This is a genomic window from Acidovorax sp. KPB24-03, assembly GCF_057546605.1.
In genome coordinates this window covers 1-25,882 of the sequence record NZ_BAAJYR010000031.1, presented here as the reverse complement: position 1 = coordinate 25,882, position 25,882 = coordinate 1, and the positions used below count along the sequence as shown (strand labels likewise).

At 67.2% G+C, this 25,882-nt stretch carries 28 protein-coding genes; 15 read left to right on the top strand and 13 right to left on the bottom strand.

Features of this window, described 5'->3' with window-relative positions; genetic code table 11:
- The 4 genes from AC27KI_RS06810 to AC27KI_RS06795 all read right to left on the bottom strand — a co-directional run.
- Window positions 1-1,121, bottom strand: a 1,121-nt coding sequence (locus AC27KI_RS06810) for an MCP four helix bundle domain-containing protein (RefSeq protein ID WP_487091196.1), incomplete at its 3' end; no start/stop codon positions are given.
- A 166-nt stretch (window positions 1,122-1,287) separates the two neighbouring features.
- Window positions 1,288-3,639, bottom strand: a complete 2,352-nt coding sequence (gene parC, locus AC27KI_RS06805) for a DNA topoisomerase IV subunit A (protein ID WP_272568080.1) — start codon at window positions 3,637-3,639, stop codon at window positions 1,288-1,290.
- 15 nt (window positions 3,640-3,654) lie between these two features.
- Entirely contained in the window at window positions 3,655-4,503 is an 849-nt protein-coding gene (locus AC27KI_RS06800; RefSeq protein ID WP_487113144.1) for a lytic transglycosylase domain-containing protein, read from the bottom strand.
- A gap of 3 nt (window positions 4,504-4,506) precedes the next feature.
- On the bottom strand, window positions 4,507-6,489 hold the full coding sequence (locus tag AC27KI_RS06795; protein WP_272568075.1) for a DNA topoisomerase IV subunit B: 1,983 nt from the start codon (window positions 6,487-6,489) through the stop codon (window positions 4,507-4,509).
- A 137-nt stretch (window positions 6,490-6,626) separates the two neighbouring features.
- Here AC27KI_RS06795 and AC27KI_RS06790 point away from each other — a divergent pair, with 137 nt between their 5' ends.
- The 6 genes from AC27KI_RS06790 to AC27KI_RS06765 all read left to right on the top strand — a co-directional run bounded on the left by AC27KI_RS06790 (window position 6,627) and on the right by AC27KI_RS06765 (window position 11,538).
- On the top strand, window positions 6,627-7,847 hold the full coding sequence (locus AC27KI_RS06790; RefSeq protein ID WP_487089090.1) for an MFS transporter: 1,221 nt from the start codon (window positions 6,627-6,629) through the stop codon (window positions 7,845-7,847).
- Between the two features lie 13 nt (window positions 7,848-7,860).
- A complete protein-coding gene (locus AC27KI_RS06785) occupies window positions 7,861-8,037 on the top strand; it encodes a hypothetical protein (protein WP_284430147.1) in 177 nt (58 codons plus the stop codon).
- Window positions 8,038-8,112: 75 nt separating this feature from the next.
- On the top strand, window positions 8,113-8,661 hold the full coding sequence (locus AC27KI_RS06780) for a class I SAM-dependent methyltransferase (RefSeq protein WP_487089104.1): 549 nt from the start codon (window positions 8,113-8,115) through the stop codon (window positions 8,659-8,661).
- Window positions 8,662-8,696: 35 nt separating this feature from the next.
- Window positions 8,697-9,590: a 4-hydroxy-tetrahydrodipicolinate synthase gene (gene dapA / locus AC27KI_RS06775; RefSeq protein WP_487089091.1), complete on the top strand. Its 894-nt coding sequence runs from the start codon at window positions 8,697-8,699 to the stop codon at window positions 9,588-9,590.
- Between the two features lie 62 nt (window positions 9,591-9,652).
- On the top strand, window positions 9,653-10,741 hold the full coding sequence (gene bamC / locus AC27KI_RS06770) for an NlpB/DapX family lipoprotein (RefSeq protein ID WP_487089092.1): 1,089 nt from the start codon (window positions 9,653-9,655) through the stop codon (window positions 10,739-10,741).
- A 17-nt stretch (window positions 10,742-10,758) separates the two neighbouring features.
- Window positions 10,759-11,538 carry an MBL fold metallo-hydrolase gene (locus AC27KI_RS06765; RefSeq protein ID WP_487089093.1) on the top strand — a complete coding sequence of 260 codons (780 nt, stop codon included), beginning with the start codon at window positions 10,759-10,761 and terminating at the stop codon, window positions 11,536-11,538.
- A gap of 176 nt (window positions 11,539-11,714) precedes the next feature.
- On the opposite strand, the gene AC27KI_RS06760 is transcribed toward AC27KI_RS06765, so the two are convergent.
- From AC27KI_RS06760 to AC27KI_RS06750, 3 genes are all read right to left on the bottom strand, one after another.
- Entirely contained in the window at window positions 11,715-11,990 is a 276-nt protein-coding gene (locus AC27KI_RS06760; protein ID WP_487089094.1) for a hypothetical protein, read from the bottom strand.
- 204 nt (window positions 11,991-12,194) lie between these two features.
- Window positions 12,195-12,716 (bottom strand): hypothetical protein, encoded by a 522-nt coding sequence (locus tag AC27KI_RS06755; protein ID WP_487089095.1) that lies wholly within the window; start codon window positions 12,714-12,716, stop codon window positions 12,195-12,197.
- 46 nt (window positions 12,717-12,762) lie between these two features.
- The gene (locus AC27KI_RS06750; RefSeq protein WP_284395437.1) at window positions 12,763-13,896 is read right to left on the bottom strand and encodes a cupin domain-containing protein; all 1,134 of its coding nucleotides are present in this window, start codon (window positions 13,894-13,896) and stop codon (window positions 12,763-12,765) included.
- Window positions 13,897-13,948: 52 nt separating this feature from the next.
- On the opposite strand from AC27KI_RS06750, the gene AC27KI_RS06745 reads away from it, so the two are divergent.
- A complete protein-coding gene (locus AC27KI_RS06745; protein ID WP_487089096.1) occupies window positions 13,949-14,473 on the top strand; it encodes an FKBP-type peptidyl-prolyl cis-trans isomerase in 525 nt (174 codons plus the stop codon).
- Window positions 14,474-14,566: 93 nt separating this feature from the next.
- Here AC27KI_RS06745 and AC27KI_RS06740 read toward each other — a convergent pair whose 3' ends face one another.
- The 4 genes from AC27KI_RS06740 to coaBC all read right to left on the bottom strand — a co-directional run bounded on the left by AC27KI_RS06740 (window position 14,567) and on the right by coaBC (window position 17,465).
- A complete protein-coding gene (locus tag AC27KI_RS06740) occupies window positions 14,567-15,076 on the bottom strand; it encodes an outer membrane lipoprotein (RefSeq protein ID WP_272551741.1) in 510 nt (169 codons plus the stop codon).
- 179 nt (window positions 15,077-15,255) lie between these two features.
- Complete coding sequence (gene dut / locus AC27KI_RS06735) at window positions 15,256-15,702, bottom strand: dUTP diphosphatase (RefSeq protein WP_487089097.1); 447 nt, start codon at window positions 15,700-15,702, stop codon at window positions 15,256-15,258.
- 9 nt (window positions 15,703-15,711) lie between these two features.
- Complete coding sequence (locus tag AC27KI_RS06730) at window positions 15,712-16,218, bottom strand: hypothetical protein (protein WP_487089098.1); 507 nt, start codon at window positions 16,216-16,218, stop codon at window positions 15,712-15,714.
- A 26-nt stretch (window positions 16,219-16,244) separates the two neighbouring features.
- Window positions 16,245-17,465: a bifunctional phosphopantothenoylcysteine decarboxylase/phosphopantothenate--cysteine ligase CoaBC gene (gene coaBC, locus AC27KI_RS06725; protein WP_487113142.1), complete on the bottom strand. Its 1,221-nt coding sequence runs from the start codon at window positions 17,463-17,465 to the stop codon at window positions 16,245-16,247.
- Window positions 17,466-17,549: 84 nt separating this feature from the next.
- Between coaBC and pyrG the strand changes: the two genes are divergently transcribed.
- The 8 genes from pyrG to AC27KI_RS06685 all read left to right on the top strand — a co-directional run bounded on the left by pyrG (window position 17,550) and on the right by AC27KI_RS06685 (window position 23,979).
- Complete coding sequence (pyrG, locus tag AC27KI_RS06720; protein WP_272568057.1) at window positions 17,550-19,220, top strand: CTP synthase; 1,671 nt, start codon at window positions 17,550-17,552, stop codon at window positions 19,218-19,220.
- Between the two features lie 45 nt (window positions 19,221-19,265).
- The gene (gene kdsA, locus AC27KI_RS06715) at window positions 19,266-20,123 is read left to right on the top strand and encodes a 3-deoxy-8-phosphooctulonate synthase (RefSeq protein ID WP_272568056.1); all 858 of its coding nucleotides are present in this window, start codon (window positions 19,266-19,268) and stop codon (window positions 20,121-20,123) included.
- Window positions 20,124-20,126: 3 nt separating this feature from the next.
- Entirely contained in the window at window positions 20,127-20,417 is a 291-nt protein-coding gene (locus AC27KI_RS06710) for a DUF1330 domain-containing protein (protein ID WP_487113139.1), read from the top strand.
- A 25-nt stretch (window positions 20,418-20,442) separates the two neighbouring features.
- Complete coding sequence (locus AC27KI_RS06705) at window positions 20,443-21,246, top strand: hypothetical protein (protein WP_487113137.1); 804 nt, start codon at window positions 20,443-20,445, stop codon at window positions 21,244-21,246.
- Entirely contained in the window at window positions 21,227-21,703 is a 477-nt protein-coding gene (locus AC27KI_RS06700; RefSeq protein ID WP_487113135.1) for a hypothetical protein, read from the top strand. The genes AC27KI_RS06705 and AC27KI_RS06700 overlap by 20 nt, the downstream gene beginning before the upstream one ends.
- A gap of 127 nt (window positions 21,704-21,830) precedes the next feature.
- Window positions 21,831-23,117, top strand: coding sequence for a phosphopyruvate hydratase (eno, locus tag AC27KI_RS06695; RefSeq protein WP_272568051.1), 1,287 nt, complete (start codon window positions 21,831-21,833; stop codon window positions 23,115-23,117).
- A 96-nt stretch (window positions 23,118-23,213) separates the two neighbouring features.
- Window positions 23,214-23,492, top strand: a complete 279-nt coding sequence (locus tag AC27KI_RS06690; RefSeq protein ID WP_272551727.1) for a septum formation initiator family protein — start codon at window positions 23,214-23,216, stop codon at window positions 23,490-23,492.
- Window positions 23,493-23,538: 46 nt separating this feature from the next.
- Window positions 23,539-23,979, top strand: a complete 441-nt coding sequence (locus AC27KI_RS06685) for a hypothetical protein (RefSeq protein WP_487113133.1) — start codon at window positions 23,539-23,541, stop codon at window positions 23,977-23,979.
- 157 nt (window positions 23,980-24,136) lie between these two features.
- On the opposite strand, the gene hslO is transcribed toward AC27KI_RS06685, so the two are convergent.
- Together hslO and AC27KI_RS06675 are read right to left on the bottom strand one after the other, a co-directional pair.
- Window positions 24,137-25,126, bottom strand: a complete 990-nt coding sequence (gene hslO / locus AC27KI_RS06680) for an Hsp33 family molecular chaperone HslO (protein ID WP_272568048.1) — start codon at window positions 25,124-25,126, stop codon at window positions 24,137-24,139.
- A 28-nt stretch (window positions 25,127-25,154) separates the two neighbouring features.
- Complete coding sequence (locus AC27KI_RS06675; protein WP_272568047.1) at window positions 25,155-25,679, bottom strand: gamma carbonic anhydrase family protein; 525 nt, start codon at window positions 25,677-25,679, stop codon at window positions 25,155-25,157.
- Between the last annotated feature and the right edge of the window lie 203 nt (window positions 25,680-25,882).

The following is a 25,882-nucleotide window of genomic DNA, read 5'->3' as shown; positions in this document are numbered from 1 at the left end:
AGCGCCAGGATGTTGGTCTGGAAGGCAATGCCATCGATCACACCGATGATGTCCTCGATCTTGCGGCTGCTTTGCTGGATCTCCTCCATGGTGGCCACCACCTGCGCCACCACCTCGCCGCCGCGCCGCGCCACGCCCGAAGCGCCCTCGGCCAGACCGCTGGCCTCGCGCGCGCTGCCGGCGCTTTGCTGCAGGGTGCTGGAGAACTGCTCCATGGTCGCGGCCGTCTGCTGCAGATTGCTGGACGTCTGCTCGGTGCGCGCGGACAGATCCTGGTTGCCCGCGGCGATCTCCGCGCTGGCGATGGCGATGCTGTCGGTGCTGCGGCGCACCTGCTGCACCACGCGACCCAGCGAATCGCCCATGGTCTGCAGCGAGCGCAGCAGGTCGCCCAGCTCGTCGCCCCGCACCGAGGCCTGGGTGCCACTCAGGTCACCGCCCGCGATGCGCGCGGCCAGCGCGTTGGCCTCGGCCAGCGGCTGCTGGATGCTGCGGATCAAAAAATAAGCCCCCGCCACCATGCCCGCCACCAGCAGCGCCACGGCCAGGGCGCCCATGCGCACGGTCACGAGCCGCTCCGCGGCCACGGCCTGCTGCCCGGCCTGGGCATTGCGCTGCTGCAGCTGCACGAAGTCGCGCAGCGTCTGCAGGTAGGCGGACACGGCCGGGTTGTAGCTTTGCTTGACCAGCGCGGTGGCTTCGGCCTGCTGTCCCCCGGCCTTCAGCTGGCGGGCCCGCGTGCGCAGGTCGAGTGTGACCTTGCGCGCGTTGGCGATGGTGGCCATCTGCGCCTTGTCGGCCTCTGACAGCGGCAAGGCCTCCAGCGATTTCTGCACCTCGGTGATCTGCGCGGACGTGGCCGCGATCAGGTCCTTGAACTCCGCCTCCACGGCCGGATCGCTGCTCACGATGACGGCCTGCGTGCGCGCGGCATTGGTCTCGGTGAGCCCGGCCCAGCGCAGGGCCGCTTCCACCCGCATGGCCATGTCGGCCGTGACCTGCGCGGAGCGGGCCTGCGTGGCGGCCGAGCGGTAGGCCGAAGTGCCGACCACGGCGGCCAGCGCGATCACGATCGCGGCGACAGCCCCCCAGAGCTTGTGGGAAATGCGCAGATTCTTCATGGCCGATCTCCGTTGGCTCCAACAACCCAGGAAAGAGGTCTCCATGGTGCGCATGGTTGGGTGGCCTTGTGCAGGGCACAAACCCTTGGGGCGCGGGCCCGCGCGCCTGAGGAGCCCCAGCGCCCGTCGCCGCGGGCCGCTGGGCGGCTGCGCGGCGACCGGGGGGTTATTCGACCCGGAACACCGCCGACGGCTTGAAGCCCAGATCGGCGGCCTTGCCCTTGCGCCCGCGCGGCGAGCGGGCGTTGTTCAGCGAACGGATCTCCAGCGTCTCCTCGCGCTCCTTGCCGCCGCGCCCCAGGCCTTCCAGGCGGATGCTGCGCGTGTACGCCACTGCGCCCGCCAGCGTGTCCTTCGGCTCCAGGTCGATCAGCATCAGGCCCCGGCCGCCGTTGGCCATGGTCTTGAGCTCGCCGATCTCGAAGGTCAGGATGCGTCCGCCCGCCGATGCGCAGGCCACGTGCGTGGCCGGCGCCAGCAGTTGCGCGCCACTGGTGCCCCAGGCGTGGGACGGGCGGCACACGGTCTCGCCCTCGCCCAGCGAGAGGAAGGCCTTGCCGCCCCGCTGGCGCGCCGTCATGTTCTCGACCGAGGCGAGGAAGCCGTAGCCGCCCGAGCCCGCCAGCAGCAGCGTGGCGACCGCCGGCCCGGCGAAATAATGCAGCAGCTGCGTGCCCGACTCCAGCTCGATGAGCGTGGTGACCGGCTGGCCATCGCCGCGCGCGCCGGGCAGCAGCGACACCGCCACCGAGTACACCCGGCCGTTGCTGCCGAAGGCCAGCAGCGTGTCGACCGTGCGGCATTCGAAGGTGGCATACAGGCCGTCGCCCGCCTTGAAGGCGAAGCTGCCCGGCTCGTGCCCATGGCCGCTGCGCGCGCGCACCCAGCCCTTTTGCGAGACGACCACGGTCACGGGCTCGTCCACCACGCGCACCTCCGCGATGGCCTTCTTCTCGGCCTGGATGAGCGTGCGGCGCGCATCGGCGAAGGTCTTGGCGTCGGCCTCGATCTCCCGGATCATCAGGCGCCGCAGCGAACCGGGGTTGCCCAGAATGTCCTCCAGCTTGCCCTGCTCGGCGCGCAGCTCCTTCAGCTCCTGCTCGATCTTGATGGCCTCCAGCCGCGCCAGCTGGCGCAGGCGGATTTCCAGGATGTCCTCGGCCTGCCGGTCCGACAGCGCGAAGCGCGCGATCAGCGCCGCCTTGGGCTCGTCGCTCGCGCGGATGATGGCGATCACCTCGTCGATGTTGAGCAGCACGATCTGCCGCCCTTCGAGGATGTGGATGCGGTCCAGCACCTTGCCCAGGCGGTGCTGCGAGCGCCGCACGATGGTGCCCTGGCGAAAGGCGATCCATTCCTCCAGCATCTTGCGCAGCGACTTCTGCACTGGCTTGCCATCCAGCCCCACCATGGTCAGGTTGATGGGCGAGGAGGTCTCCAGGCTGGTGTGCGCCAGCAGCGTGGTGATCAGTTCCTGCTGCGGCACCTTGCCGGTCTTGGGCTCGAACACCAGGCGCACCGGCGCGTCCTTGCTGGACTCGTCGCGCACGGCATCGAGCACGGCCAGCACGCTGCCCTTGAGCTGCACCTGGTCCTGCGACAGGGCCTTCTTGCCGGCCTTGACCTTGGGGTTGGTGATTTCCTCGATCTCCTCCAGCACCTTCTGCGTGCTGACGCCGGGCGGCAGCTCGGTCACGATGAGCTGCCACTGGCCGCGCGCGAGGTCTTCGATCTTCCAGCGCGCGCGCACCTTGAGGCTGCCGCGCCCCGTGCGGTAGGCGTCGGCGATGTCGCCCGCCGTGCTGATGATCTGGCCGCCGCCGGGGTAGTCCGGCCCGGGCACGATGGCCATCAGCTCCGCCTCGGACAGCTGCGGCGCCTTGATGAGCGCCACGCAGGCATCGGCGATCTCGCGCAGGTTGTGGCTCGGGATTTCGGTCGCCAGGCCCACCGCGATGCCGCTGGCGCCGTTGAGCAGCGCGAACGGCAGGCGCGCGGGCAGCTGGCGCGGCTCCTGCGTGCTGCCGTCGTAGTTGGGCATGAAATCAACCGTGCCCTCGTCGATCTCGTCGAGCAGCAGGCTGGTGATGCGCGACAGCCGCGCCTCGGTGTAGCGCATGGCCGCGGCGCCATCGCCGTCGCGGCTGCCGAAGTTGCCCTGGCCATCGATCAGCGGGTAGCGCTGGTTGAAGTCCTGCGCCAGGCGCACCAGCGCGTCGTAGGCCGACTGGTCGCCGTGGGGGTGGAAACGGCCCAGCACGTCGCCCACCACGCGGGCGCTCTTGACCGGCTTGGCCGCCACGTTGCGGGTCGGGCCCGAATACCCCAGGCCCATGCGGTCCATGGAGTAGAGGATGCGGCGCTGCACGGGCTTGAGGCCGTCGCACACGTCGGGCAGCGCGCGGCCCTTGACCACGGACAGGGCGTACTCCAGGTAGGCGCGCTGGGCGTAGCCGGCCAGGCCCAGGCTGTCGTCCGATTCGGGCGGGGAAAGATCGAGAGGGGTTTGGTCGCTCATTCGGGAAATCGAAGGTCAAGGGGCGCGCGGGGCGCCGACGGTGCGGGCCGGCAGGCCGGCCGCAGCGCTTTGGGATGGGGTGTCATCGGAACCGGCGCCCAGTTCCATGCGCACGCGGCCCGGCGTGGCCCGGTGGGCCAGCAGCGGTGCCGGGGGCTTGAGCTGGGCATACAGGCCCAGCACGCTTTTCACGTAGTTCTGCGTTTCGCGGTAGGCCGGAATGCGGTTGCCGGCGCGCTGCACGGCGCCCTCGCCCGCGTTGTAGGCGGCCAGCGCCAGGTCGGTGCGGCCATCGAAGAGGTCCAGCAGGTGCCGCAGGTAGCGCGTGCCGGCCGACACATTGATCGCCGGTTCGGTGAGCTTTTGCTCCACCGAGCGGCGCGCCTCGCCCGCCACGCCGAAGCGGGACGCCGTGGCCGGCATGAGCTGCATCAGTCCCACCGCGCCCTTGGGCGATACGGCGCGCGCGTCGAAGCCCGATTCGGTGGCGATCAATGCCTGCAGCAGTTCATAGTCCACGCCGTTCTGGCTGGCCGATGCGCGCAGGTGGTGCTTGACGCGCTTGTAGTCGGGGGAGATGTCGAAGAACGCCAGCAGCCGGGCACCGGACGGCGTGGCCGCGGTGGCGCCCGCGGATGCCGCCGCCGGGCCGTCGCGGGTGGAGTCGAAATCGTTGCCGCGAAAGAACAGCCCGTAGCGCCCGTCCACCTGCTCGGCCGCGAAGTGGGTCACGCCGCGCTCATCCACATAGGCCCACAGGTCGGCGCGCGCCGTTTGCTGCAAAAACAATAGCAGCATGCCGGCGCAAACCATGCGCCAGAGGCCTGAAAGGCCCGAACGTCCGAACCGGTCGCGCCAGGCCATGGCTCAGATGTCCACTTCCACGGCGTCGCCGTGCAGTTCCATCAGTTCGCGGCGCGCGGCGGCTTCGCCCTTGCCCATCAGCTTGGTGATGAGGCCCTCGGTGGCGGCGAAGTCCATGTCGCCCAGCTGCACGGGCAGCAGGCGGCGCGTGTCGGGGTTGAGCGTGGTTTCCCACAGCTGCTCGGCGTTCATCTCGCCCAGGCCCTTGAAGCGGCTGATCTGGCACTTCTCGCGCGCCACGCCGTCCTTGGCGCATTTGTCGAGAATGGCCACCAGCTCGCCCTCGTCCAGCGCATACATCTTGGAGGCCGGCTTCTTGCCGCGCGCCGGCACGTCCACTCGAAACAGCGGCGGGCGTGCCACGTAGATGTGGCCGGTCTCGATGAGCTTCGGAAAATGGCGGAAAAACAGGGTGAGCAACAGCACCTGGATGTGCGAGCCGTCCACGTCGGCATCGGACAGGATGCAGACCTTGCCGTAGCGCAGGCCCGAGAGGTCGGGCGAATCATTGGGTCCGTGCGGGTCCACGCCGATGGCCACGGAAATGTCGTGGATCTCGGTGTTGCCGAAGAGCCGGTCGCGGTCCACCTCCCAGGTGTTGAGCACCTTGCCGCGCAGCGGCAGGATGGCCTGGCTTTCCTTGTCGCGGCCCATCTTGGCGCTGCCGCCGGCCGAGTCGCCCTCGACCAGGAAGACCTCGTTGTGCGCCAAGTCGCGGCTCTCGCAGTCGGTGAGCTTGCCGGGCAGCACGGCCACGCCGGAGCCCTTGCGCTTTTCGACCTTCTGGCCGGCCTTCTGGCGCGTCTGCGCGGCCTTGATGGCCAGCTCGGCCAGCTTCTTGCCATAGTCGACGTGCTGGTTCAGCCACAACTCGAGCGCCGGGCGCACGAAGCCGCTCACCAGCCGCACCGCGTCGCGGGAATTCAGCCGCTCCTTGATCTGGCCCTGGAACTGCGGGTCCAACACCTTGGCCGACAGCACGTAGCTGGCGCGGGCGAAGACGTCCTCGGGCAGCAGCTTGACGCCCTTGGGCAGCAGCGAATGCAGTTCGATGAAGCTTTTGACGGCATTGAACAGGCCGTCGCGCAGGCCGCTTTCGTGCGTGCCGCCCGCGCTGGTGGGGATCAGGTTGACGTAGCTCTCGCGCACCGGGTGGCCGTCCTCGGTGAAGGCCACGCACCAGGCGGCGCCCTCGCCTTCGGCGAAGCTCTCGTGGTGCCGGTCGGCGAAGCCTTCGCCCTCGAACAGCGGGATCACCGGGTCGGCGTTCAAGGTCTGGCCGAGGTAGTCGCGCAGGCCGCCCTTGTACTGCCAGGTCTGCGTCTCGCGCGTCTTCTCGTTCACGAGGGAGACCGACACGCCGGGCATCAGCACCGCCTTGCTGCGCAGCAGGTGCGTGAGCTCGCCCATGGGCAGCGCGGTCGCCTCGAAGTACTTGCCGTCGGGCCACACGCGCACCGTGGTGCCCTGCTTGCGCTCACCGGCGGCCAGCGGTCGGGCCACCAGCGGCTCGGTCACGTCGCCGCCTTCGAACACCAGGCGAGCCACCTTGCCCTCGCGGTGGGTGCTGGCCTCCAGACGCAGGGCCAGCGCATTGGTCACCGAGACGCCCACGCCGTGCAGGCCGCCCGAGAAGCTATAGGCGCCGCCCGAGCCCTTGTCGAACTTGCCGCCCGCGTGCAGGCGGGTGAACACGAGTTCGATCACCGGGGCCTTTTCTTCGGGGTGCAGGCCGAACGGGATGCCGCGGCCGTCGTCTTCCACGCTGACCGAGCCGTCGGCGTGCAGCGTGACCTTGATCTTCTTGCCATGGCCGGCGAGCGCCTCGTCGGCCGCGTTGTCCAGCACTTCCTGGATGATGTGCAGCGGGTTGTCGGTGCGGGTGTACATGCCCGGACGCTGCTTGACGGGTTCCAGTCCCTTGAGGACGCGGATCGAGCCTTCGGAGTATTCGCTTGGCGGGGTGGAGGAGGGTTTGGCTGCCATGGGGGCGGATTGTAGTGCCGCAGGACCGGATGGGCTGGATATAAACCCAGCCCTCTTTTTACCCGCCGCCGATGCCCGCGGTGGAATGGGTCGCGAAGGCGTGCACGCGAATGCGCCGCTTTGGCTACATTTGCCGGATGCCTCAAGACCCCCAGAAATTGTCCATGGCCCAGGTATTGGCGTGTGGCGCCGCCATCGTCACGCTGTCCATGGGCATCCGCCACGGCTTCGGGCTGTGGCTGCAGCCCATCACCCAGGACATGGGCTGGACCCGCCAGTCGTTCGCGCTGGCCATCGCGGTGCAGAACCTCGCCTGGGGCTGCTTTGGCATCTTCGCGGGCATGGCGGCCGACCGGTTCGGCGCCTTCCGCGTGCTGATCGGCGGAGCCGTGCTGTATGGACTGGGCCTGGTCGGCATGGCCCTGTCGCCCACGCCGGCGCTCTTCGCCCTGACCGCGGGCGTGCTGATCGGCGCGGCGCAGGCGGGCACCACCTATGCGGTCATCTACGGCGTGCTGGGCCGGCAGATCGCCCCGGAGAGGCGTTCCTGGGCCATGGGCGTGGCGGCGGCGGCCGGCTCGTTCGGGCAGTTCCTGATGGTGCCGGTGGAGGGCCAGCTCATCGTGCGCCTGGGCTGGCAGGAGGCGCTGCTGGTGCTCTCGGCCATGGTGCTGCTGATCGTGCCGCTGGCCTTCGGCCTGCGCGAGCCGGGCTTTCGAAGCCGCACCACCACCCCGCGCTCGCAGACGGTGGGCCAGGCCATGGGCGAGGCGCTGCGCTACCCGAGCTTCCTGATGCTGACGGCGGGCTACTTCGTCTGCGGCTTCCAGGTGGTGTTCATCGGCGTGCACATGCCCAGCTACCTCAAGGACCACGGCATGTCGCCGCAGGTGGCCAGCTACGCGCTGGCGCTGATCGGTCTGTTCAACGTGTTCGGCACGTACATCGCCGGCACGCTGGGCCAGCGCAATCCCAAGCGCTACATCCTCGCCTTCATCTACTTCGCCCGGGCCGTGGCGATCAGCGTGTTCCTGCTGGTGCCGCTGTCGCCGCTGTCGGTGTACGTGTTCTCGGCGGTGATGGGCGTGCTGTGGCTGTCCACCATCCCGCCCACCAACGCCACGGTGGCGCAGATCTTCGGCGTGCAGCACCTGTCCATGCTGGGCGGGTTCGTGTTCTTCAGCCACCAGATCGGCAGCTTCCTGGGCGTCTGGCTGGGGGGCTACCTGTACGACACCACCGGCAGCTACGACCTGGTCTGGTACCTGGCCATCGGCCTGGGCGTGCTGGCCGGACTGGTGAACCTGCCGGTCAAGGAAAGCCCGATCCACCGGGCGCCGCAACCGGCCTCCGCCTGAAAAGCGCCGGAACATGCCGCCCACCCCGCACCCCTCGCCGGGCCCTGCCCGCACCGCGCGCCCAGCTCGCGCCCACCGGGCGTGGGCCTGGGGCGCCGCCGGCGCGGTGCTGCTGGCCGCCGTGTTCCTCCTGTATGCGGAGCCGGACTTCGTGGTGATGATGGCCGACCAGCTGTGGGCCTGCTTCTGACGATGGCGCCAAATCGCCTTCATGCCGGCGATTTCATTGCCTTGAATGCTATTATTTTCATAGCAAATGCCAGCCATTCACGGCCTTGAGCCGCCTTCGGAATGGGTCCGGCGCTGGGCCCATCTCCTGCCGCCCGGCGCCAGCGTGCTGGACGTGGCCTGCGGCAGCGGCCGGCACCTGCGCTGGCTCCACGGGCGCGGACATCCCGTGACCGGGGTGGACCGCAACCCCGACGCGCTGGCCCCGTTGCGGGGGCTGGGCGAAATCCTCTGCGCGGACATCGAAGCCGGGCCCTGGCCGTTGGCGGGCCGCACCTTCGGCGCCGTGGTCGTCACCCGGTACCTGTGGCGGCCGCTCCTGCCCACGCTGGTGGCCAGCGTCGCGCCCGGCGGCGTGCTGCTGTACGAAACCTTCGCCGCGGGCAACGAAACCGTCGGCCGCCCGGCCCGGCCGGACTTTCTCTTGCGGCCCGGGGAACTGCTGCAGGCCTGCGCGGGTCTGTGCACGGTGGCCTATGAAGATGGCTTCCTCGATGCACCGGAGCGATTCGTCCAGCGCATCGCCGCGGTCCGGCTGCAAGAGGGGGCCGCACCGGCACGCCACCGGCTCGCACCGCCGCTCTAGTTAGAATGCTCCTTTACCCGTTTTCCACCGCGGACATGACCCCTCCCAGCTCTCTCACCGGCAGCATCGTCGCCCTCGTCACCCCCATGCACGAGGACGGCAGCGTGGACTACCCCACCCTGCGCCAACTGATCGACTGGCACGTCGCCGAAGGCACCGACTGCATCGGCGTGGTGGGCACCACCGGCGAGTCGCCCACGGTGAGCGTCGAAGAACACTGCGAAATCATCCGCGTGGCCGTCGAGCAGGCCGCCAAGCGCGTGCCCATCATGGCCGGCTGCGGCGCCAACTCCACGGCCGAGGCCATCGAGCTGGCCCGCTTCGCCAAGAAGGTCGGTGCCGACTCGCAACTGCAGGTCGTGCCCTACTACAACAAGCCCACGCAAGAGGGCCAGTACCAGCACTTCAAGGCCATCGCCGAAGCGGTGGGCGACCTGCCCATCGTGCTGTACAACGTGCCCGGCCGCTCCGTGGCCGATATGCTGCACGACACCGTGCTGCGCCTGGCGCAGGTGCCCGGCATCATCGGCATCAAGGAAGCCACCGGCAACATCGAACGCGCGCAGTGGCTGATCCGCGACGTGCCCAAGGGCTTTGCCGTGTATTCCGGCGACGATCCGACGGCCGTGGCGCTCATGCTGTGCGGCGGCCAGGGCAACATCAGCGTGACCGCCAACGTGGCGCCACGCCTCATGCACGAACTGTGCGTGGCCGCGCTGGCAGGCGATGTGCGCCGCGCCATGGAAATCCAGTTCCAGCTCATGCCCACCCACAAGCAGCTGTTCGTCGAAGCCAACCCGATTCCGGTGAAGTGGGCCATGCACCGCCTGGGCCGGTGCGGCGGCGCGATGCGCCTGCCCATGACCCCGCTGAGCCAAGGCAACGAAGCCGTGGTGGAAGCCGCCCTCCGCGCCAGCGGCCTGCTGTAAATCCATCAAAGCCTGCCGCCTTGCCTGCCCCGCTCTCCCCAGACACCAAAGAGGATTTCCGCGTGAACGCTATCAACCGCCTGGGCCTGCTGGGCCTTGCCATGGCCCTGTCCGCCTGCTCCGTCCTGGAGAGCGACAAGATCGACTACAAGAGCGCCACCAAGGGCGCGACGCTCGAAGTGCCGCCGGACCTGAACCAGATCTCGCGCGACTCGCGCTACGCCGTGCCGGGTGGCGTGGTGTCGGCGGCCGCCTTCGAGGCCGGCCAGTCGCAAAAGCCCGTGGGCGCCGTGAACGCAGCCACGCGCAACATCGGCGACGTGCGCATCGAGCGCGACGGCAACCAGCGCTGGCTGGTCGTGAGCCGCCCCGCTGACGTCCTGTGGGACCCGGTGCGCGACTTCTGGACCGAGAACGGCTTCGTGCTGGCGCAGGACCAGGCCAACCTCGGCATCATGGAAACCGATTGGGCCGAGAACCGCGCCAAGCTGCCGCAGGACATCATCCGCTCCACCATCGGCAAGATGTTCGACTCGGTCTACTCCACCGGCGAGCGCGACAAGTTCCGCACCCGCCTGGAGCGCGGCCCCAATGGCAGCACCGAAATCTTCATCAGCCACCGCGGCATGGTCGAGGTCTACACCTCCGCCCAGAAGGAAAGCACCGTGTGGCAGCCCCGCCCGGTCGATCCGGAACTGGAAACCGAATTCCTTCGCCGACTGATGGTCAAGTTGGGGGTGAGCCAGGAACAGTCCCGCGCCATCGCCGCCGCGCCCGCACAGCAAGTGCCCACGGCCCGCATGGCGCGCCAGGGCAATGTGCCCGTCGTGGAACTGGACGAGAACTTCGACCGTGCATGGCGCCGCGTGGGCCTAGCGCTCGACCGCACCGGCTTCACCGTGGAAGACCGCGACCGTGCCCAGGGCATCTATTTCGTGCGCTACGTCGAGCCCACCGAGAAGAAGGACCCCGGTTTCTTCGGCAAGCTGCTGGGCCGCTCGTCGGATGCTGCGGCACCGGTCAAGTACCGCGTCGTGGTGCGCAGCGCCGAGAACAAGAGCACGGTGTCCGTCCTGAACGCCGCCGGTGCGCCCGAGACGTCGGCCAACGCCGAGCGCATCGTGCGCGTGCTGACGGACGACCTGAAGTAATCCGGGCCCGGGACTGCGTGCTGCGTTTCAAGAACCTGGGCAGCGGCAGTTCGGGCAACGCCACGGTGGTGGAGGGGCGCTGCGGCACGCAGGTGCGGCGGTTGCTCATCGACTGCGGGCTGGGGCCGCGGCAACTGGCATCGCGCCTGGCCGCTGCCGGGCTGTCGATCGATGACCTCGACGCCCTGTTCATCACCCACGAGCATTCGGACCACGTGGGCTGCATGGAAAAACTGGCGCTCAGGCACCGCATTCCGGTCTGGATGAGCCATGGCACCTACGCGGCCATCGGCGCGCCCGAACTGGACGGGCTGCTGAACATCGCACAGGATGGCCTGCCCATCGATCTGGGCGCGTTCGAAGCCCTGCCCTTCACCGTGCCGCACGACGCCCGCGAGCCGCTCCAGCTGCGCTGCAGCGATGGCGCGACGCACATCGGCCTGCTGACCGACCTGGGCCATGCCACCGACCATGTGCTGGCCCACCTCAAAGGCTGCCATGCGCTGCTGCTGGAATCCAACCACGACCCCGATCTGCTCGCCGTCTCCAGCTACCCGGCGTTCCTGAAGCGCCGTATCAGCGGCCTCTACGGCCACTTGGCCAACACCGTGGCCGCCGACATCCTGCGGGCCATGCAGCACACGGGGCTGAGCCGCGTGGTGGCGGCCCACCTCAGCGCGCAGAACAACCGCCCCGAACTGGCCCAGGCCGCGCTGGCCTCGGCCTTGGGGTGGGAAACCTCGCGCGTGGACGTGGCCAGCCCGGTCACCGGCTCCGACTGGATCGCCTGCGGCTGATCTTTCGGCAGGCCGCGGACTTGGTAACGCCTTGAGGTCCGCAAGGCATCTCGCATTTCGTACCCCTTCGAAACCAGCCAAAACGGCCCGCCCAATAAAAAAAAGCCCCGACCTGGTGGTACGGGGCTTTTTGCCAGACTCCGGCACGGTGTGCCGAAGCCGGTTGGAGCGATCGCTTACTTGGCGGTGGAAGCGCCGGCAGCGGCTGCTGCAGCAGCATCGGCAGCGGCCTTGGCAGCGTCGCCTGCGGGAGCGGAAGCAGCGTCGGATGCGGGAGCGGTCACGGCAGGGGCTGCGTCGGAAGCAGCAGGCGTCACCACGGGAGCGGGAGCCGGTGCTGGTGCTTCCACAGGAGCGGGAGCCGGTGCAGGCGCAGCGGCTTCTTCCTTCTTGCCGCAAGCGGCGAGAGCGACGGAGGCGACCAGGGCAGCCAGAACGAGAGAGTTCTTCATTTCAGTTTTTCCTATTGGACAGACGGATATTGGAATTGCCGCCATTGGCGCCCTCTTGCAGCGTGCTCTTTGGCGGTGCTTGGCGCTCAGGGGCGCCTTTTTTACTTCAACCGCAAATTATAGGGAGATTCCGTCAATACAGACTAACACCGACGGGACGTTTTGTTTCTCTTCGGTAAATCGCAAAAATGGGGAGCGCATTATTCACAGTCCCAGCGTGGTCGCCGGGAACCCCGGTGAACTCTTGCGCAGCAGCCATTCGTTGAGGGCCTCGCGCGCCAGCAGGCGGCGCTCGGGCTCGCGGCCTGCCACGCCGGCGCAGCGCTCGGGGTCCAACCGTTGCAGCACCCAGGCATCGGACCAGAGCACGCTGGGCAGTTCCAGGCGGTCTGCCGTGGGCGCGCGGCGGCATTCGATCACATGGTCCCACACGCCCCGCCAATGCACGAAGCGCGCGTGGCGCCGCACCATTTCTTCATACGTTCCGGCCAGCACCGTGAGGCGGCGCCCGCGGCGCGCCCAGGACTGCAGCGAATCGATCACCTCGCGCTCGCCAAGCGGCCAATCATGAAAGTCGAAGTCGCTCAGCACGATCTCGTTCCAGCCTTCCCGAGCCGCGCAAGCCAACGCGTCGCGCACCCATTGGCGAAAGTCTTCCCGGCCGTTGAAACGCCCGGCGGGCAGTGCGACGGCCGCTTCGGGATGGCGGGGGGATGCATCGGACATCGGTGGCTCCTTAAGGTGACTGCGCCTTTGCGCGTTCAAAGGTCCATCAATCAGGTGGCGACCAGGCGTGCGCCCAACCCGTTTCGCACCAGGAAGACAACAGCTCCAGCGCATCGTCGCTGGCGCGCGCGAGATCGCGGGGTCGCAGCACGCGCTCATCGGCCAGCCGGCGCATGAGGGTGGCGTCGCGGCCTGCCGCCAGGTAGCTGTCGCCGTTGATGAACACATGGCGCGCGTCATACACCATGCGGGTGCGGCGGTCCAATTGAACGCCTTCCAGCAGGCCGCCCACCGCCCCGGGCTCGAACCACACGTTGGGCTTGGGCTCGGTCAGGCTCTCGCCCAGGGCGCGCTCCAGGGCCAGCGGCTCGGACAGGGCGCGCTCCAGCGCCTGGCGGGCAAAGGCCTGCAGCGCCGGGGGAATCTCGCCCGGCTGCGCCACCGCGGCCTGTGACGGATCGCGGTACAGCTGGGGTGGCGCATCGTCATCGGCGGCATCATCGGCCAGGCGCGACAGCAACTCCTGCGCGATCCCGTTGCGGGCGGGGGAACGGAACCCGATGGAGTAGGTCATGCATTCGCCTTCGGCGATGCCATCGTGCGCATAGCGCGGCGGCAGGTAGAGCATGTCCCCGGGCTCGAGCACGAACTCCTGCTCGGGCTCGAACTGCGCCAGCACCTTGAGCGGAATGCCCTCGCGCAGCGTGAGGTCCTTCTGCCGGCCGATGCGCCAGCGCCGACGCCCCTGGGCCTGGAGCAGGAAGACGTCGTAGCTGTCGAAATGCGGTCCAACGCCGCCGCCATCGGAGGCATAGCTGATCATCAGGTCGTCGAGCCGCGCGCGCGGCACGAAGCAAAACTGCTCCATCAGCGCATGCACCGCGTCGTCATGCAGATCGACGCCCTGCACCAGCAGCGTCCACTCGCGCGTGGTGAGCGGCGGCAGCGAACGGCGCGCGAAAGGGCCGTGGCGCAGCTTCCACGCGCCGGCCTTGTGCTGCACGAGGCGCGATTCGACGCCCTCTTGCGCGGCGAGCGCGAACAATTCGGCACGTTGCACCGGCGGGTCGAACGCGGCGATGGCCTGGCGAACCAGCAGGGGCTTTTTCTGCCAGTGGCGGCGCATGAACTGCGCCGGCGTGAGCCCGCCCAGCAGCGCCAGAGGTTGTTGAACATCCATGGGGAATTGATGCCGCGTGCGCGGACGAGGGTCGAACTGCGACAATTCTCCTATGGAAATCAACCAACAATGTGTGGTCGCTTTGACCTGGATCCTGAAAGACACCCTGGGCGAGGAACTGGACGTGCTCGATGAGCCGGTGGAGTTTCTCGTCGGCGGCGACGATCTGCTCGCGCGCATCGAAGAGGCCCTGCAGGGCCATGCCGCGGGCACGTCGCTGTCGCTGCACCTGGAGCCGGAGGAAGCCTTCGGCGACTACCAGGACCAGCTGCTGTTCCTCGAACCGCGCAACCTCTTTCCCGCCGACCTGGAAGAAGGCATGACGGTCGAAGGCAGCGCGCTGCCGCAGGGCACCAACCCGGCGGCCCCGCGCGACGTGCTGTACACCGTGGCCCAGATCTACTCGGAGCACATCGTGCTCGACGGCAACCACCCGCTGGCCGGCATCGCGCTGCGCCTGCACCTCACCGTGCAAAGCGTGCGAGAGGCAACTGAGGAAGAGATCGGCCGCGGCTCGGCCGGCACCGGCTTCTTCCGCATCCAGCCGCCCGCGGCGGATGCACCCACCCTTCACTGACCGATTCATCGACCCATGCAAAACGCCCCGAGGGGCCCGTTTTGCATGGGTTGCCTGCCACGCGTGCGCGGCAGGCGACGAGAGCATGGCAGGTCAGATGCGCGAGATCTGGCCGCCATACAGGCGCACGCGGTCGCCGGTACGCAGGTCGCCTGGCGTGGTCACGTCATAGACGCGCTGGCCGCCCTGATCCAGCTGGATCGTCAGGCGGTAGCCCTCGGCCTGGCCGTCATTGTTGTTGCCGGTGCGGCCTTCGATCTGGTTACCCACTACACCGCCGCCCACAGCACCCAGCACGGTGGCTGCGGCGCGGCCGCTACCCTTGCCCACCTGGTTGCCCAGCACGCCGCCGGCCACCGCGCCCAGCACGGCACCCGCGCCGCTGGTGCCGCGGTTGCGCGCATGCAGGGTTTCGATGTTGGAGACCACGCCGAACTCGGTGCCGTTCTGGTTCTGGTTCTGCGCAGCGGGGTAGGAGGAATAGCCCGGCTGGGGCTGGGCGGGGTAGTTGTTGGAATAGCGCGGTTGCTGGGCGCAGGCCGAGAGCAGGGTCACCAGGGCGACGGAACCTGCCAGGGTGGCGGAGCGGATGAAACGGGACATGAGAGTTCTCCTTCAGAGCGATGCGCAGGCCTTCAAAGCCTTTGACGTGAAGCGGATTGCACCATGCAGCCCACCCCGGAACCCGACGGGCAATCGCGGCCCGGCAGGCAAGACAGATACTGGCAGCCATGTCGGCGCCGGCCTACAAAAGATCGGAAACAGATGGCGCGGCAGGCCGTTCAGGCCTGGCCCGTCGAGCCGTAGCCGCCTTCGCCGCGCTGCGTGGCGGGAAAGTCGCTGACCACGTTGAACTGCGCCTGCACCACCGGCACGATGACCAGTTGGGCCAGCCGCTCCATGGGATCGAGTGTGAACGCCGTGTTGCTGCGGTTCCAGGCGCTGACCATGAGCTGGCCCTGGTAGTCGCTGTCGATCAGCCCCACCAGATTGCCCAGCACGATGCCATGCTTGTGCCCCAGGCCCGAGCGCGGAAGGATCAGCGCGGCATACCCGGGGTCTTTCAGATAGATGGCGATCCCGGTGGGCACCAGTTGCCAGGCGTTGGGCTGCAGCGTGAGCGGCTCGTCCAGGCAGGCACGCAGGTCGAGGCCGGCGCTGCCCGGCGTGGCGTAGGAAGGCAGCTGCGCTGCCATGCGGGGGTCGAGAATCTTGACGTCGATCTTCACAGGTTCAATTCACTTCTTGGGAAAACGGGAATTCGGGGGCTGGCGCGTCGCTTGGCGCAGCGCCTCCAGCACGGTTTGCAGCGCTGCGGCGCGGTCGGTACCGGGCGATGATGGCGGGCCGCCGGACAGCAGGCGCCCGGCCGCGCCCAGGCCCCACCACAACAGGCCGAGCGATACGACGCCGAACAGCGAACCCCAGGCGAAAGCCAGCCACGCCACCGCCTTCGCCAGCACCAGCAGGAGCAGCACCGCCCGTGCCAGGCGCAACAGCCGGAGCCCTTGGGCGCCCGGCATCGTCAGAGAGGCCTGACGCGTCACCGCATCGCGGACGGGCGCCTTCACGGCTGCGCCTTTCGCAGCCGTACCGACGACATTCGGGCGGGCGCCGTAGTGGCCAGGCTCCTCACCGGGCGCCAACGAATGGGCCGGATGCTGCATCCGGCTGAGCCGCTCCACGTAGCTCGCGAAATCGCCGTCGGGCGGCGTGTCCCATTCGGGGCGCAAGGGATGCTGCACGGGTTGGATCGGTTTCGGACGGGATGTCAGGCGGTGCCCGCAATGCGCCGGGCGATCTCGGCCACCAACTGGCGGGCCAGCTCGCGCTTGGAGGCGCGCGGCAGTTCGCGGTGTCCCTGGGCATCGATCAGCAGCAGCGCGTTGTCGTCCTGCCCGAAGGTGGCTGGGCCGATGTTGCCCACCAGCAGCGGCACGCCCTTGCGCTCGCGCTTGGCGCTGGCGTGGCGCAGCAGGTCTTCGCTCTCGGCCGCAAAGCCGACGCAGAACAATTGCCCCGAGAGCGCGCGCTCGGATTTCGCGACCTGGGCCAGGATGTCCGTGTTCTCCACGAACGCCAGCGCAGGCACCTCGCCGGAGCCGTCCTTCTTGATCTTGTGGCGGGCCGCCTGCGCAGGGCGCCAGTCGGCCACAGCAGCGGTTGCTACAAAAACAGTAGCATCCGAGGCATATTCCACTACGGCATCGAGCATGTTTTGTGCCGATTGCACGTCCACGCGGCGCACGCCGCGCGGTGTGGGCAGGTGTACCGGCCCCGCCACCAGCGTGACTTGCGCGCCGGCCTCGCGCGCGGCGCGGGCGATGGAAAAGCCCATCTTGCCGCTGGAGCGGTTGGTGATGCCGCGCACCGGGTCGATGGCCTCGAACGTGGGGCCCGCCGTCACCAGCACGTGCTGGCCGGCCAGCACCTTGGGCGCGAAGAACGCCGTCAGTTCCTCCAGCAGTTCGGCCGGCTCCAGCATGCGGCCGTCACCGGTCTCGCCGCAGGCCTGGTCACCGTTGCCCACGGCCAGCACCACGGCGCCATCGCGCGCGACCTGAGCCAGGTTGCGCTGCGTGGCCGGGTGCGCCCACATCTCGCGGTTCATGGCGGGGGCGAGCAGCAGCGGCACGCGGTCGATGGGCCGGGCCAGGCAGGTCAGGCTCAGAAGTTCGTCGGAGCGCCCCTGCGCCAAGCGCGCGATGAAGTCCGCGCTGCACGGCGCGATGACGATCGCGTCGGCCTCGCGGCCCAGGTTGATGTGCGGCATGTTGTTGGGCTCGCGCGCGTCCCACTGCGAGTGGTACACCGTGCGCCCCGTCAGCGCCTGCATCGTGACAGGGGTCATGAACTGCGCGGCCGCCTCGGTCATCACGACCTGCACGGTGGCCCCGGCCTTGATGAGCAGGCGGGCGAATTCAGCCGATTTGTAGCAGGCGATGCCGCCGGAGAGTCCCAGGAGAATGTGTTTGCCGGCGAGCTCGTTCATGGCGCGCAATTTAGCAGACGGGGCGCCGGCCGGGCGGCCGATGGCCGCCCTCTATAATCCCAATTTCCCACCACCTAAAAAGACATGACCAAATTTGTCTTCGTCACCGGCGGTGTGGTGTCTTCCCTGGGCAAGGGAATCGCCTCAGCCTCCCTTGCCGCGATCCTCGAATCGCGGGGCCTCAAAGTCACCCTCATCAAGCTCGACCCGTACATCAACGTGGACCCGGGCACCATGTCCCCGTTCCAGCACGGCGAGGTCTTCGTCACCGACGACGGTGCCGAAACCGACCTCGATCTCGGCCACTATGAGCGTTTCATCGAAACGCGCATGAAAAAGACCAACAACTTCACCACGGGCCGCATCTACCAGAGCGTGCTGGAGAAGGAACGGCGCGGCGACTACCTCGGCAAGACTGTGCAGGTCATTCCGCACGTCACCAACGAAATCCAGGAATACATCAAGCGCGGCGCCGGCGTGGGCACGGGCGACGCGGTGGACGTGGCCATCGTCGAGATCGGCGGCACGGTGGGCGACATCGAGTCCCTGCCCTTCCTCGAAGCGGTGCGCCAGCTGAGCCTCAAGCTCGGCCCCAACAACGCCGCCTTCGTGCACCTGACCTACCTGCCGTGGATCGCCGCCGCGGGCGAGCTCAAGACCAAGCCGACCCAGCACACCGTGCAGGAGCTGCGCAAGATCGGCATCCAGCCCGATGCGCTGCTGTGCCGCGCCGACCGCCGCATTCCCGAGGAAGAGCGCGGCAAGATTTCGCTGTTCACCAACGTGCCCGAATGGGGCGTGATCAGCATGTGGGACGTGGACACCATCTACAAGGTGCCGCGCATGCTGCACGAGCAGGGCCTGGACGGCCTGATCTGCGACAAGCTGCGCCTGAACACGCCGCCCACGACCCTCAAGCGCTGGGACCAGCTCGTCTACGAGACCGAGCATCCACAGGGCGAGGTCACCATCGCCATGGTGGGCAAGTACGTGGACCTGTCCGACAGCTACAAGTCGGTGAACGAGGCGCTGCGCCACGCCGGCATGAAGAACCATGTGCGCGTGAAGATCGAGCACATCGATTCCGAGACCATCGGCGCCGCCGACGCGGCCGAAAAACTCGCCAAGTACGATGCCATCCTGGTGCCCGGCGGCTTCGGCGCGCGGGGCGTGGAAGGCAAGATCAGCACGGCCCGCTATGCCCGCGAGCACCAGGTGCCCTATCTGGGCATCTGCCTGGGAATGCAGGTCGCCACCATCGAGTACGCGCGCCACGTGGCCGGTCTCAAGGACGCCAACAGCACCGAGTTCGAGCCTGCCACGCCCCACCCCGTGATCGCCCTGATCACCGAGTGGAAGGACGCCGACGGCACGATCAAGACGCGCAACGAGAACTCCGACCTGGGCGGCACCATGCGCCTGGGCGCGCAGAGCTCGGACGTGGCGTCCGGCACGCTGGCGCACGAGATCTACGGCAACATCGTCACCGAGCGCCACCGCCACCGCTACGAAGCCAACGTGAACTACCTCGACCAGTTGCGCAAGGCGGGCCTGGTGATCTCGGCGCTCACGCAGCGCGAGCAGCTCACCGAGATCGTCGAGCTGCCCAAGAGCGTGCATCCCTGGTACATCGGCGTGCAGTTCCACCCCGAATTCAAATCGACGCCGTGGAACGGCCACCCGCTCTTCAACGCCTTCATCAAGGCGGCCGTGGAGCGCCAAAAGAGCCAGCAGCCAGCCCTCGCGGCGGCCTGAAAGCCTTCTTCCGAAGCAACGACGAGAAAAGAAAGAACCCCTGCCATGAAACTCTGCGGCTTCGACGTCGGCCTGGAACACCGCTTCTTCCTCATCGCGGGCCCCTGCGTGATCGAGTCCGAGCAACTGCAGATGGACGTGGCCGGCCAGCTCAAGGAGACGGCGGCGGCGCTGGGCATTCCGTTCATCTTCAAGAGCAGCTTCGACAAGGCCAACCGGTCGTCGGGCACCAGCTTTCGCGGCCCCGGCCGCGAGAAGGGCCTGGAGATCCTGGCCAAGATCCGGCGCGACCTGGACGTGCCCGTGCTGACCGACGTGCACACCGAGGACGACATCACCGAGGCCGCCAAGGTGGTCGATGTGCTGCAGACGCCCGCCTTCCTGTGCCGCCAGACCGACTTCATCCGCGCGGTGGCGCAGTCGGGCAAGCCGGTGAACATCAAGAAGGGCCAGTTCCTCGCGCCGCACGACATGAAGAACGTGATCGACAAGGCCCGCGCCGCCGCGCTGGAGGCTGGCCTGCCCGAGGACAGCTTCATGGCCTGCGAGCGGGGTGCGAGCTTCGGCTACAACAACCTCGTGTCCGACATGCGCGGCCTGGCCATCATGCGCGAGACCGGGGCGCCGGTCGTGTTCGACGCCACCCACTCGGTGCAGTTGCCGGGCGGCCAGGGCACGAGCAGCGGCGGCCAGCGTGAGATGGTCCCGGTGCTGGCCCGCGCCGCCGTCGCCGTGGGCGTGGCGGGCCTCTTCATGGAAACGCACCCCGACCCGGCCAAGGCCCTGTCGGACGGCCCCAACGCCGTGCCGCTCAAGCACATGAAGGCGCTGCTGGAAACGCTGGTGGCGCTGGACACCATCACCAAGCGCAACGGATTCCTCGAAAACAACTTTGGAGCCTGAGCCATGAGCAGTGGTTACGTCATCGCATCCGTCACCGTCACCAACCCGACGCAGTACGAGGAGTACAAGAAGTGGAGCACCCACGCCATGCAGGTGCATGGCGCCGAGGTCTGCATCCGCGGCGGCAAGGTCGAGGTGCTCGAAGGCGACTGGAACCCCGGCCGCACCGTGCTGCTGAAGTTCCCGAGCTTCGAGGCGGCCCGCGCGTTCTACGACACGCCCGAGTACCAGAAGGCCAAGGCGGTCCGCGAAGGCGCGGCCGTCATGCGCATGGTGTGCGTGGAAGGCGTGTGAATTGAAGGTCGCGCTTCATCCACCCATGGTGGTCGCTATCGCGAAAGACAATTACCTGACGCCTCAGCACGCTTTTGCTGACAACACCTACATTCCGGCGATGAGCCCGCCACGGTATGGTCAGGACATCACCTCTGGCTGCCGCTTCCGTGCCCCCAGAGGCCAGAGCGTGGGAGACAGTCCCAGCGAACTGGCCCCCAAGATGCTGAAATTGCTCGATATCTTTGCAGCCGGCGACAAGACGGGCATGGCCAGACGTCTGTTTGATGATTTCCTGAACACCCGCAGGACCGCTGTGGAGTACTTCGATGACGAGCGACTCAATACGGCAGTGGGCAACCACCCCAATATCAATTCGTTCTGCAATGCGGTCGTTTCCGCACCCAACTCACCCAACCGGACCACCGGCCAAGTACGCCTTCATCAATCGCTGAAGAACGCGCAGTGGGACATCAAGAAGCTCCACATGCCGACCAACCTAGGCGTTCCCGCCTTGAACTTGGGAAGCAAGGTCTTTTCGACCCGGGATTTCAATAACGGACTGGGATTGATGATCAACGGGGTGCAGTACGTTTATGTCATCGCGACCCACTACCATTACGACAGCAATGCCAAGAAATACTGGCTGACCCTGAATTTCGTTTTCTACGACATCTTCGGCCTGGACGACGATGATCTCAGGGAATATGGAGCGGCTTCAGATTCGATCATCGCTTCGACAGCGTCAGTCGGCATTACGGCTTGGTGGCAGCTTCAGCATCAGTTCGGCTATTTCCCGTTGGTGACCCGCGCTGCCACCGTCAAAGAATATGAAATCGCTGCCGAATAATTTATTCAAAAACAATAAGGTATCGGCTTTTGCTTGCGCCTGCCTTATTCTCGGTCTTCTGCTGACTCCGGTGGCTTACATCGCCATTGGGAGTCTTAGCGGTTTTTCCGCAGCATTTTCATTGATTGCACTGCCACCACTGGCACTGAGCCTCTCTTTTTTGCTTTTTCGCTTTTTTAAAAAAAATACTGCCACCGAATCAATCAATATCCGCCATGCGATCGAATTGACTTGCTGGCTGCTGGTATTTTTGTTTTTATTCTTTGTCTCCAACTTCACACTGCTGACCACTTCAGAGCGCGTTGGATTGTTTTCCACGCTTTTTCTGGTCTGCACCATTGTTTCAATTCCGTTGCTGGCCATTCGCCCTTCTGCATTGATTCAAAGAGTGAATGCTTGGCCCCAGGCTTTGGTTATCACTGTAGGTTTAGTACTGGGTCTGCCGCAGTCATTCTGACGGCCGCCTACCTGCTAAGCTCCGTTGCATCGCTTTGAAGATAACGCCATCCATATGAGAAGCACGCCTCCAATGCTGTTGGGGCAGCGCTTTGAACCAGAATTAATCATCAACCGGAGAATCCTGAATGAGTGCCATCGTTGATATCGTAGGTCGCGAAGTGCTGGACAGTCGCGGCAACCCCACCGTCGAATGCGACGTGCTGCTGGAATCGGGCGTGATGGGCCGCGCGGCCGTGCCCTCGGGCGCGTCCACCGGCAGCCGCGAGGCCATCGAGCTGCGCGACGGCGACAAGGGCCGCTACTTGGGCAAGGGCGTGCTCAAGGCCGTGGAGCACATCAACACCGAGATTTCCGAGGCCGTGCTGGGCCTGGACGCCTCCGAGCAGGCCTTTCTGGACAAGACCCTGATCGACCTGGACGGCACCGACAACAAGAGCCGCCTGGGCGCGAACGCCATGCTGGCGGTCTCCATGGCCGTGGCCCGCGCCGCTGCTGAAGAGTCCGGCCTGCCCCTGTACCGCTACCTGGGCGGCATGGGCGGCATCCAGTTGCCCGTGCCGATGATGAATGTCATCAACGGCGGCGCGCATGCCAACAACAGCCTGGATCTGCAGGAATTCATGATCGTCCCCGTGGGTGCGCCGAGCTTCCGCGAAGCCGTGCGCTGGGGCGCCGAGGTGTTCCATGCCCTCAAGAAGATCATCAACGACCGCGGCATGAGCACCGCCGTGGGCGACGAGGGCGGTTTCGCCCCCAGCGTCGAGAACCACGAAGCCGCGATCCAGCTCATCCTGCAGGCCATCGACGCCGCCGGCTACACCGCCGGTGAACAGATCGCCCTGGCCCTGGACTGCGCGGCCAGCGAGTTCTACAAGGACGGCCACTACGTGCTGGAAGGCGAAGGCGGCATCCGCCTGACGGCCCAGCAATGGACCGACATGCTCGCCGCGTGGGTGGACAAGTACCCTATCATCTCCATCGAAGACGGCATGGCCGAAGGCGACTGGGACGGCTGGAAGCACCTGACCGAACGCCTGGGCGAGAAGGTGCAGCTGGTGGGCGACGACCTGTTCGTCACCAACACCAAGATCCTGAAGGAAGGCATCGACAAGCGCATCGCCAACTCGATCCTCATCAAGATCAACCAGATCGGCACCCTGACCGAAACCTTCGCCGCCATCGAGATGGCCAAGCGCGCCGGCTACACGGCCGTGATCTCGCACCGTTCGGGCGAGACCGAGGACAGCACCATCGCCGACATCGCCGTGGGCACCAACGCGGGCCAGATCAAGACGGGCTCGCTGTCGCGCTCGGACCGCATCGCCAAGTACAACCAGCTGCTGCGCATCGAGGAAGACCTGGGCGACATCGCCCACTACCCCGGCCGCGCTGCGTTCTACAACCTGCGCTAACCTGAACCCACCGCCGTGGCACGGTCCTCCCTCCTTCTGTGAGGGCCGTGCCACGGGCGGTAACCGATCCCTTTCCTGCAACCCGACCTGCCCGCCATGAGTCCCCGCATCGTTCCGCTGGTGCTCCTCCTCCTCCTCGTGGGGGTGCAGGCGCAGCTATGGTCCGGCCGCGGCAGCGTCCACCACGTGCAGGAAATGAAGGAAAAGATCGCCGCGCAAAAGCAGGCCAATGCCGAGGCCCGCCAGGCCAACGAACGTCTCACCTCCGAAGTGCACGACCTGCGCGAAGGCCTGGACATGGTCGAGGAAAAGGCGCGCAACGAACTGGGCATGGTCAAGCCCAACGAGATCTACGTGCAGGTAACCCACCGCTGAGCGGACAGGTCCCTGCAGCGTTCATTCCCCCCGCCCCCCGAGTCCCTTGGCCGCCGATCCGGTCCGCATCGCCCTGCTGGGCGCCCCCGGCACCGGGCTGGAGGCTTTGGCGCGCGCGGTGGTACGGCACCTGCAGCCGGGGCATGCCTTGGTCGATGCCTGCCCGGCGCTGCATGCGGCCGTGTCGCGCTGCCTGCAGGCACCGGTGGGCCCCTTGCAAGATGCGGCGCAGCAGGCGCTGGCAGCGCTGGCGGCGACCCATGCGGCAACGTGCCGAGCCACGCTGCTCGGCGGACTGGACGGCGCGACGCCTTCGAAAGCCTGGGGCCAGACACCGCAGCCCTGCGGGCAGGAGCGGTTCGATGCCTGCCTGCGCGGGGCGCTTTCCGAGGCCGGTGTGGCCTATCGCGTGCTGTACGGCAGCGAGAACGAGCGGCTGCGGGCGGTCCTGGATGCTATTAAAAAAAATAGCACCCAAGGCATATGACCCGCCGGCACCCACAGTTTTTGATCAAGAAGCGCCGGCACGGCCTGCCCGCCTTCGTGCATGGTCGTGCGAGAAGTGCAGCGACCCCGAGTGCGAGCACAAGCTGTTCACGGCGCTGCGCGGCTGATGCGGGACCCGCGGGCCTTGCCGCCGGCGGCTACTGAACGCTGGACGGCCCTGGCAATTGCTTGCCGGGCTCGGTGAAGATCTGCGCCGCATCCACCGCGTCGTAGCGGTACTGCTGGCCGCAGAACTCGCAGGCCACCTCGATGTCGCCGCGCTCGGCGAGGATGCTCTCGGCCTCTTCCACCCCCAGGCTGCGCAGCATGTTGCTGACGCGCTCGCGGCTGCAGGTGCAGGCGAACCGCGGGCCGTCCACGCCCTGCTGGGGGACGAAGCGCAGCAGTTTCTCTTCCCAGAACAGGCGGCGCAGGATGGTGTCCACGTCCAGGCCCAGCAGTTCGTCGCGCGTCAGGCTGGCCGCCAGGGTGGCGATGCGGTTGTAGTCCTCGTTGTGGCCGATCTGGTCCTCGTTCTCGCGGTGGGTCAACTCGCCGGCCAGATTGCCCTCGCCCTTGATCGGCATGCGCTGGATGAGCAGGCCGGCGGCCACCTGGTCATCGGCGGCCAGCACCAGCGTGGTGTCCAGCTGTTCGGACTGCAGCATGTAGTGCTGCAGCACGTCGCTGAGCTTTTCGATCTTCTCGTGGTGGTCGCCATGCAGCGGCACCACGCCCTGGTAGGGCTGCCGGCCCGGAAGGCGGTCCTTCGGATCGAGCGTGATGGCGCAGCGCCCGCCGCCGCCCACATTCACCATGTCGCTCAGGCGGGCACCGTCCGGCACTTCGCCGTTTACCGAGGCCGTGGCGCGCAGGCTGAGGTCCGACTGCACCTCGGCCACCGCCAGCTTGACGGGGCCGTCGCCGAAGACCTGCAGCACCAGCGCCCCGTTGAACTTGATGTTGGACTGCATCAGCACGCCGGCCGCGGCCATCTCGCCCAATAGCTCGCGCACGGGCGGCGGATAGGCGCCGGAGGTGGTGTTGCCGGCGCGCCGTGCGAGGATCTCGGTCCAGGCGTCGGTGAGGCGCACGATCATGCCGCGCACGGGCAGGCCATCGAAAAGAAACTTGTGGAGTTCAGACACCCTGGTTTTCCTGAAATGTTGGCGCCGCTCAAGCCAGCTTGCGCAACCCGGCGCGAAAGCGCTGGGCGTTGTCGATGTAGGTCTGCGCATTCCGGCGCAGGCCCTCGATCTGCTCGGGCGAGAGCTGGCGCACCGCCTTCGCGGGACTGCCGATGATCATGGAGCCATCGGGAAACTCCTTGCCCTCCGTCACCAGCGCGCCGGCGCCGACGAGGCAATGCCTGCCGATCTTCGCACCGTTGAGCACCACCGCGCCGATGCCGATGAGCGATTCGTCGCCCACCGTGCAGCCATGCAGCATGACCTTGTGGCCGATCGTCACGCGCTCGCCCAGCACCAGCGGCTGGCCGGGGTCGGAGTGCAGCACGCTGCCATCCTGCACATTGGTGCCGGCGCCGATGGTGATCGGCTCGTTGTCGCCGCGCAGCACGGCCCCGAACCAGATGCTGGACGACTCGCCCAGCACGACGTGGCCGATGACTTCGGCACTGTCCGCCACCCACGCCGACGGCGCGGTGCGGGGAGAAATGCCATCGAGTTCGTAAAGCGCCATCCAGGTCTCCTTTTTTTGTCAGCGGGGCCGAATCCTAGAATTGTAGGGATGGACCTTCGCCAACGTGCCCTCGAGGCCCTGTGCCTGACAGACCCCCAGGCCAAAGCCGCCGCCACCCTGGACCTGCACGCGCGTGCGGCCGACCATGGCGTGGCCGCGAACGGTCCGCAGGGCCCCGCCGACCCCGCCACCCTGCCCGGCCG

Coding starts and splice junctions, on each gene's coding strand:
- parC (WP_272568080.1), bottom strand. CDS start 3,639: ATGAGCGACCAAACCCCTCTCGATCTTTCCCCGCCCGAATCGGACGAC.
- AC27KI_RS06800 (WP_487113144.1), bottom strand. CDS start 4,503: ATGGCCTGGCGCGACCGGTTCGGACGTTCGGGCCTTTCAGGCCTCTGG.
- AC27KI_RS06795 (WP_272568075.1), bottom strand. CDS start 6,489: ATGGCAGCCAAACCCTCCTCCACCCCGCCAAGCGAATACTCCGAAGGC.
- AC27KI_RS06790 (WP_487089090.1), top strand. CDS start 6,627: ATGCCTCAAGACCCCCAGAAATTGTCCATGGCCCAGGTATTGGCGTGT.
- AC27KI_RS06785 (WP_284430147.1), top strand. CDS start 7,861: ATGCCGCCCACCCCGCACCCCTCGCCGGGCCCTGCCCGCACCGCGCGC.
- dapA (WP_487089091.1), top strand. CDS start 8,697: ATGACCCCTCCCAGCTCTCTCACCGGCAGCATCGTCGCCCTCGTCACC.
- AC27KI_RS06760 (WP_487089094.1), bottom strand. CDS start 11,990: ATGAAGAACTCTCTCGTTCTGGCTGCCCTGGTCGCCTCCGTCGCTCTC.
- AC27KI_RS06755 (WP_487089095.1), bottom strand. CDS start 12,716: ATGTCCGATGCATCCCCCCGCCATCCCGAAGCGGCCGTCGCACTGCCC.
- AC27KI_RS06750 (WP_284395437.1), bottom strand. CDS start 13,896: ATGGATGTTCAACAACCTCTGGCGCTGCTGGGCGGGCTCACGCCGGCG.
- AC27KI_RS06745 (WP_487089096.1), top strand. CDS start 13,949: ATGGAAATCAACCAACAATGTGTGGTCGCTTTGACCTGGATCCTGAAA.
- AC27KI_RS06740 (WP_272551741.1), bottom strand. CDS start 15,076: ATGTCCCGTTTCATCCGCTCCGCCACCCTGGCAGGTTCCGTCGCCCTG.
- coaBC (WP_487113142.1), bottom strand. CDS start 17,465: ATGAACGAGCTCGCCGGCAAACACATTCTCCTGGGACTCTCCGGCGGC.
- pyrG (WP_272568057.1), top strand. CDS start 17,550: ATGACCAAATTTGTCTTCGTCACCGGCGGTGTGGTGTCTTCCCTGGGC.
- kdsA (WP_272568056.1), top strand. CDS start 19,266: ATGAAACTCTGCGGCTTCGACGTCGGCCTGGAACACCGCTTCTTCCTC.
- AC27KI_RS06710 (WP_487113139.1), top strand. CDS start 20,127: ATGAGCAGTGGTTACGTCATCGCATCCGTCACCGTCACCAACCCGACG.
- AC27KI_RS06705 (WP_487113137.1), top strand. CDS start 20,443: ATGGTGGTCGCTATCGCGAAAGACAATTACCTGACGCCTCAGCACGCT.
- AC27KI_RS06700 (WP_487113135.1), top strand. CDS start 21,227: ATGAAATCGCTGCCGAATAATTTATTCAAAAACAATAAGGTATCGGCT.
- eno (WP_272568051.1), top strand. CDS start 21,831: ATGAGTGCCATCGTTGATATCGTAGGTCGCGAAGTGCTGGACAGTCGC.
- AC27KI_RS06690 (WP_272551727.1), top strand. CDS start 23,214: ATGAGTCCCCGCATCGTTCCGCTGGTGCTCCTCCTCCTCCTCGTGGGG.
- AC27KI_RS06675 (WP_272568047.1), bottom strand. CDS start 25,679: ATGGCGCTTTACGAACTCGATGGCATTTCTCCCCGCACCGCGCCGTCG.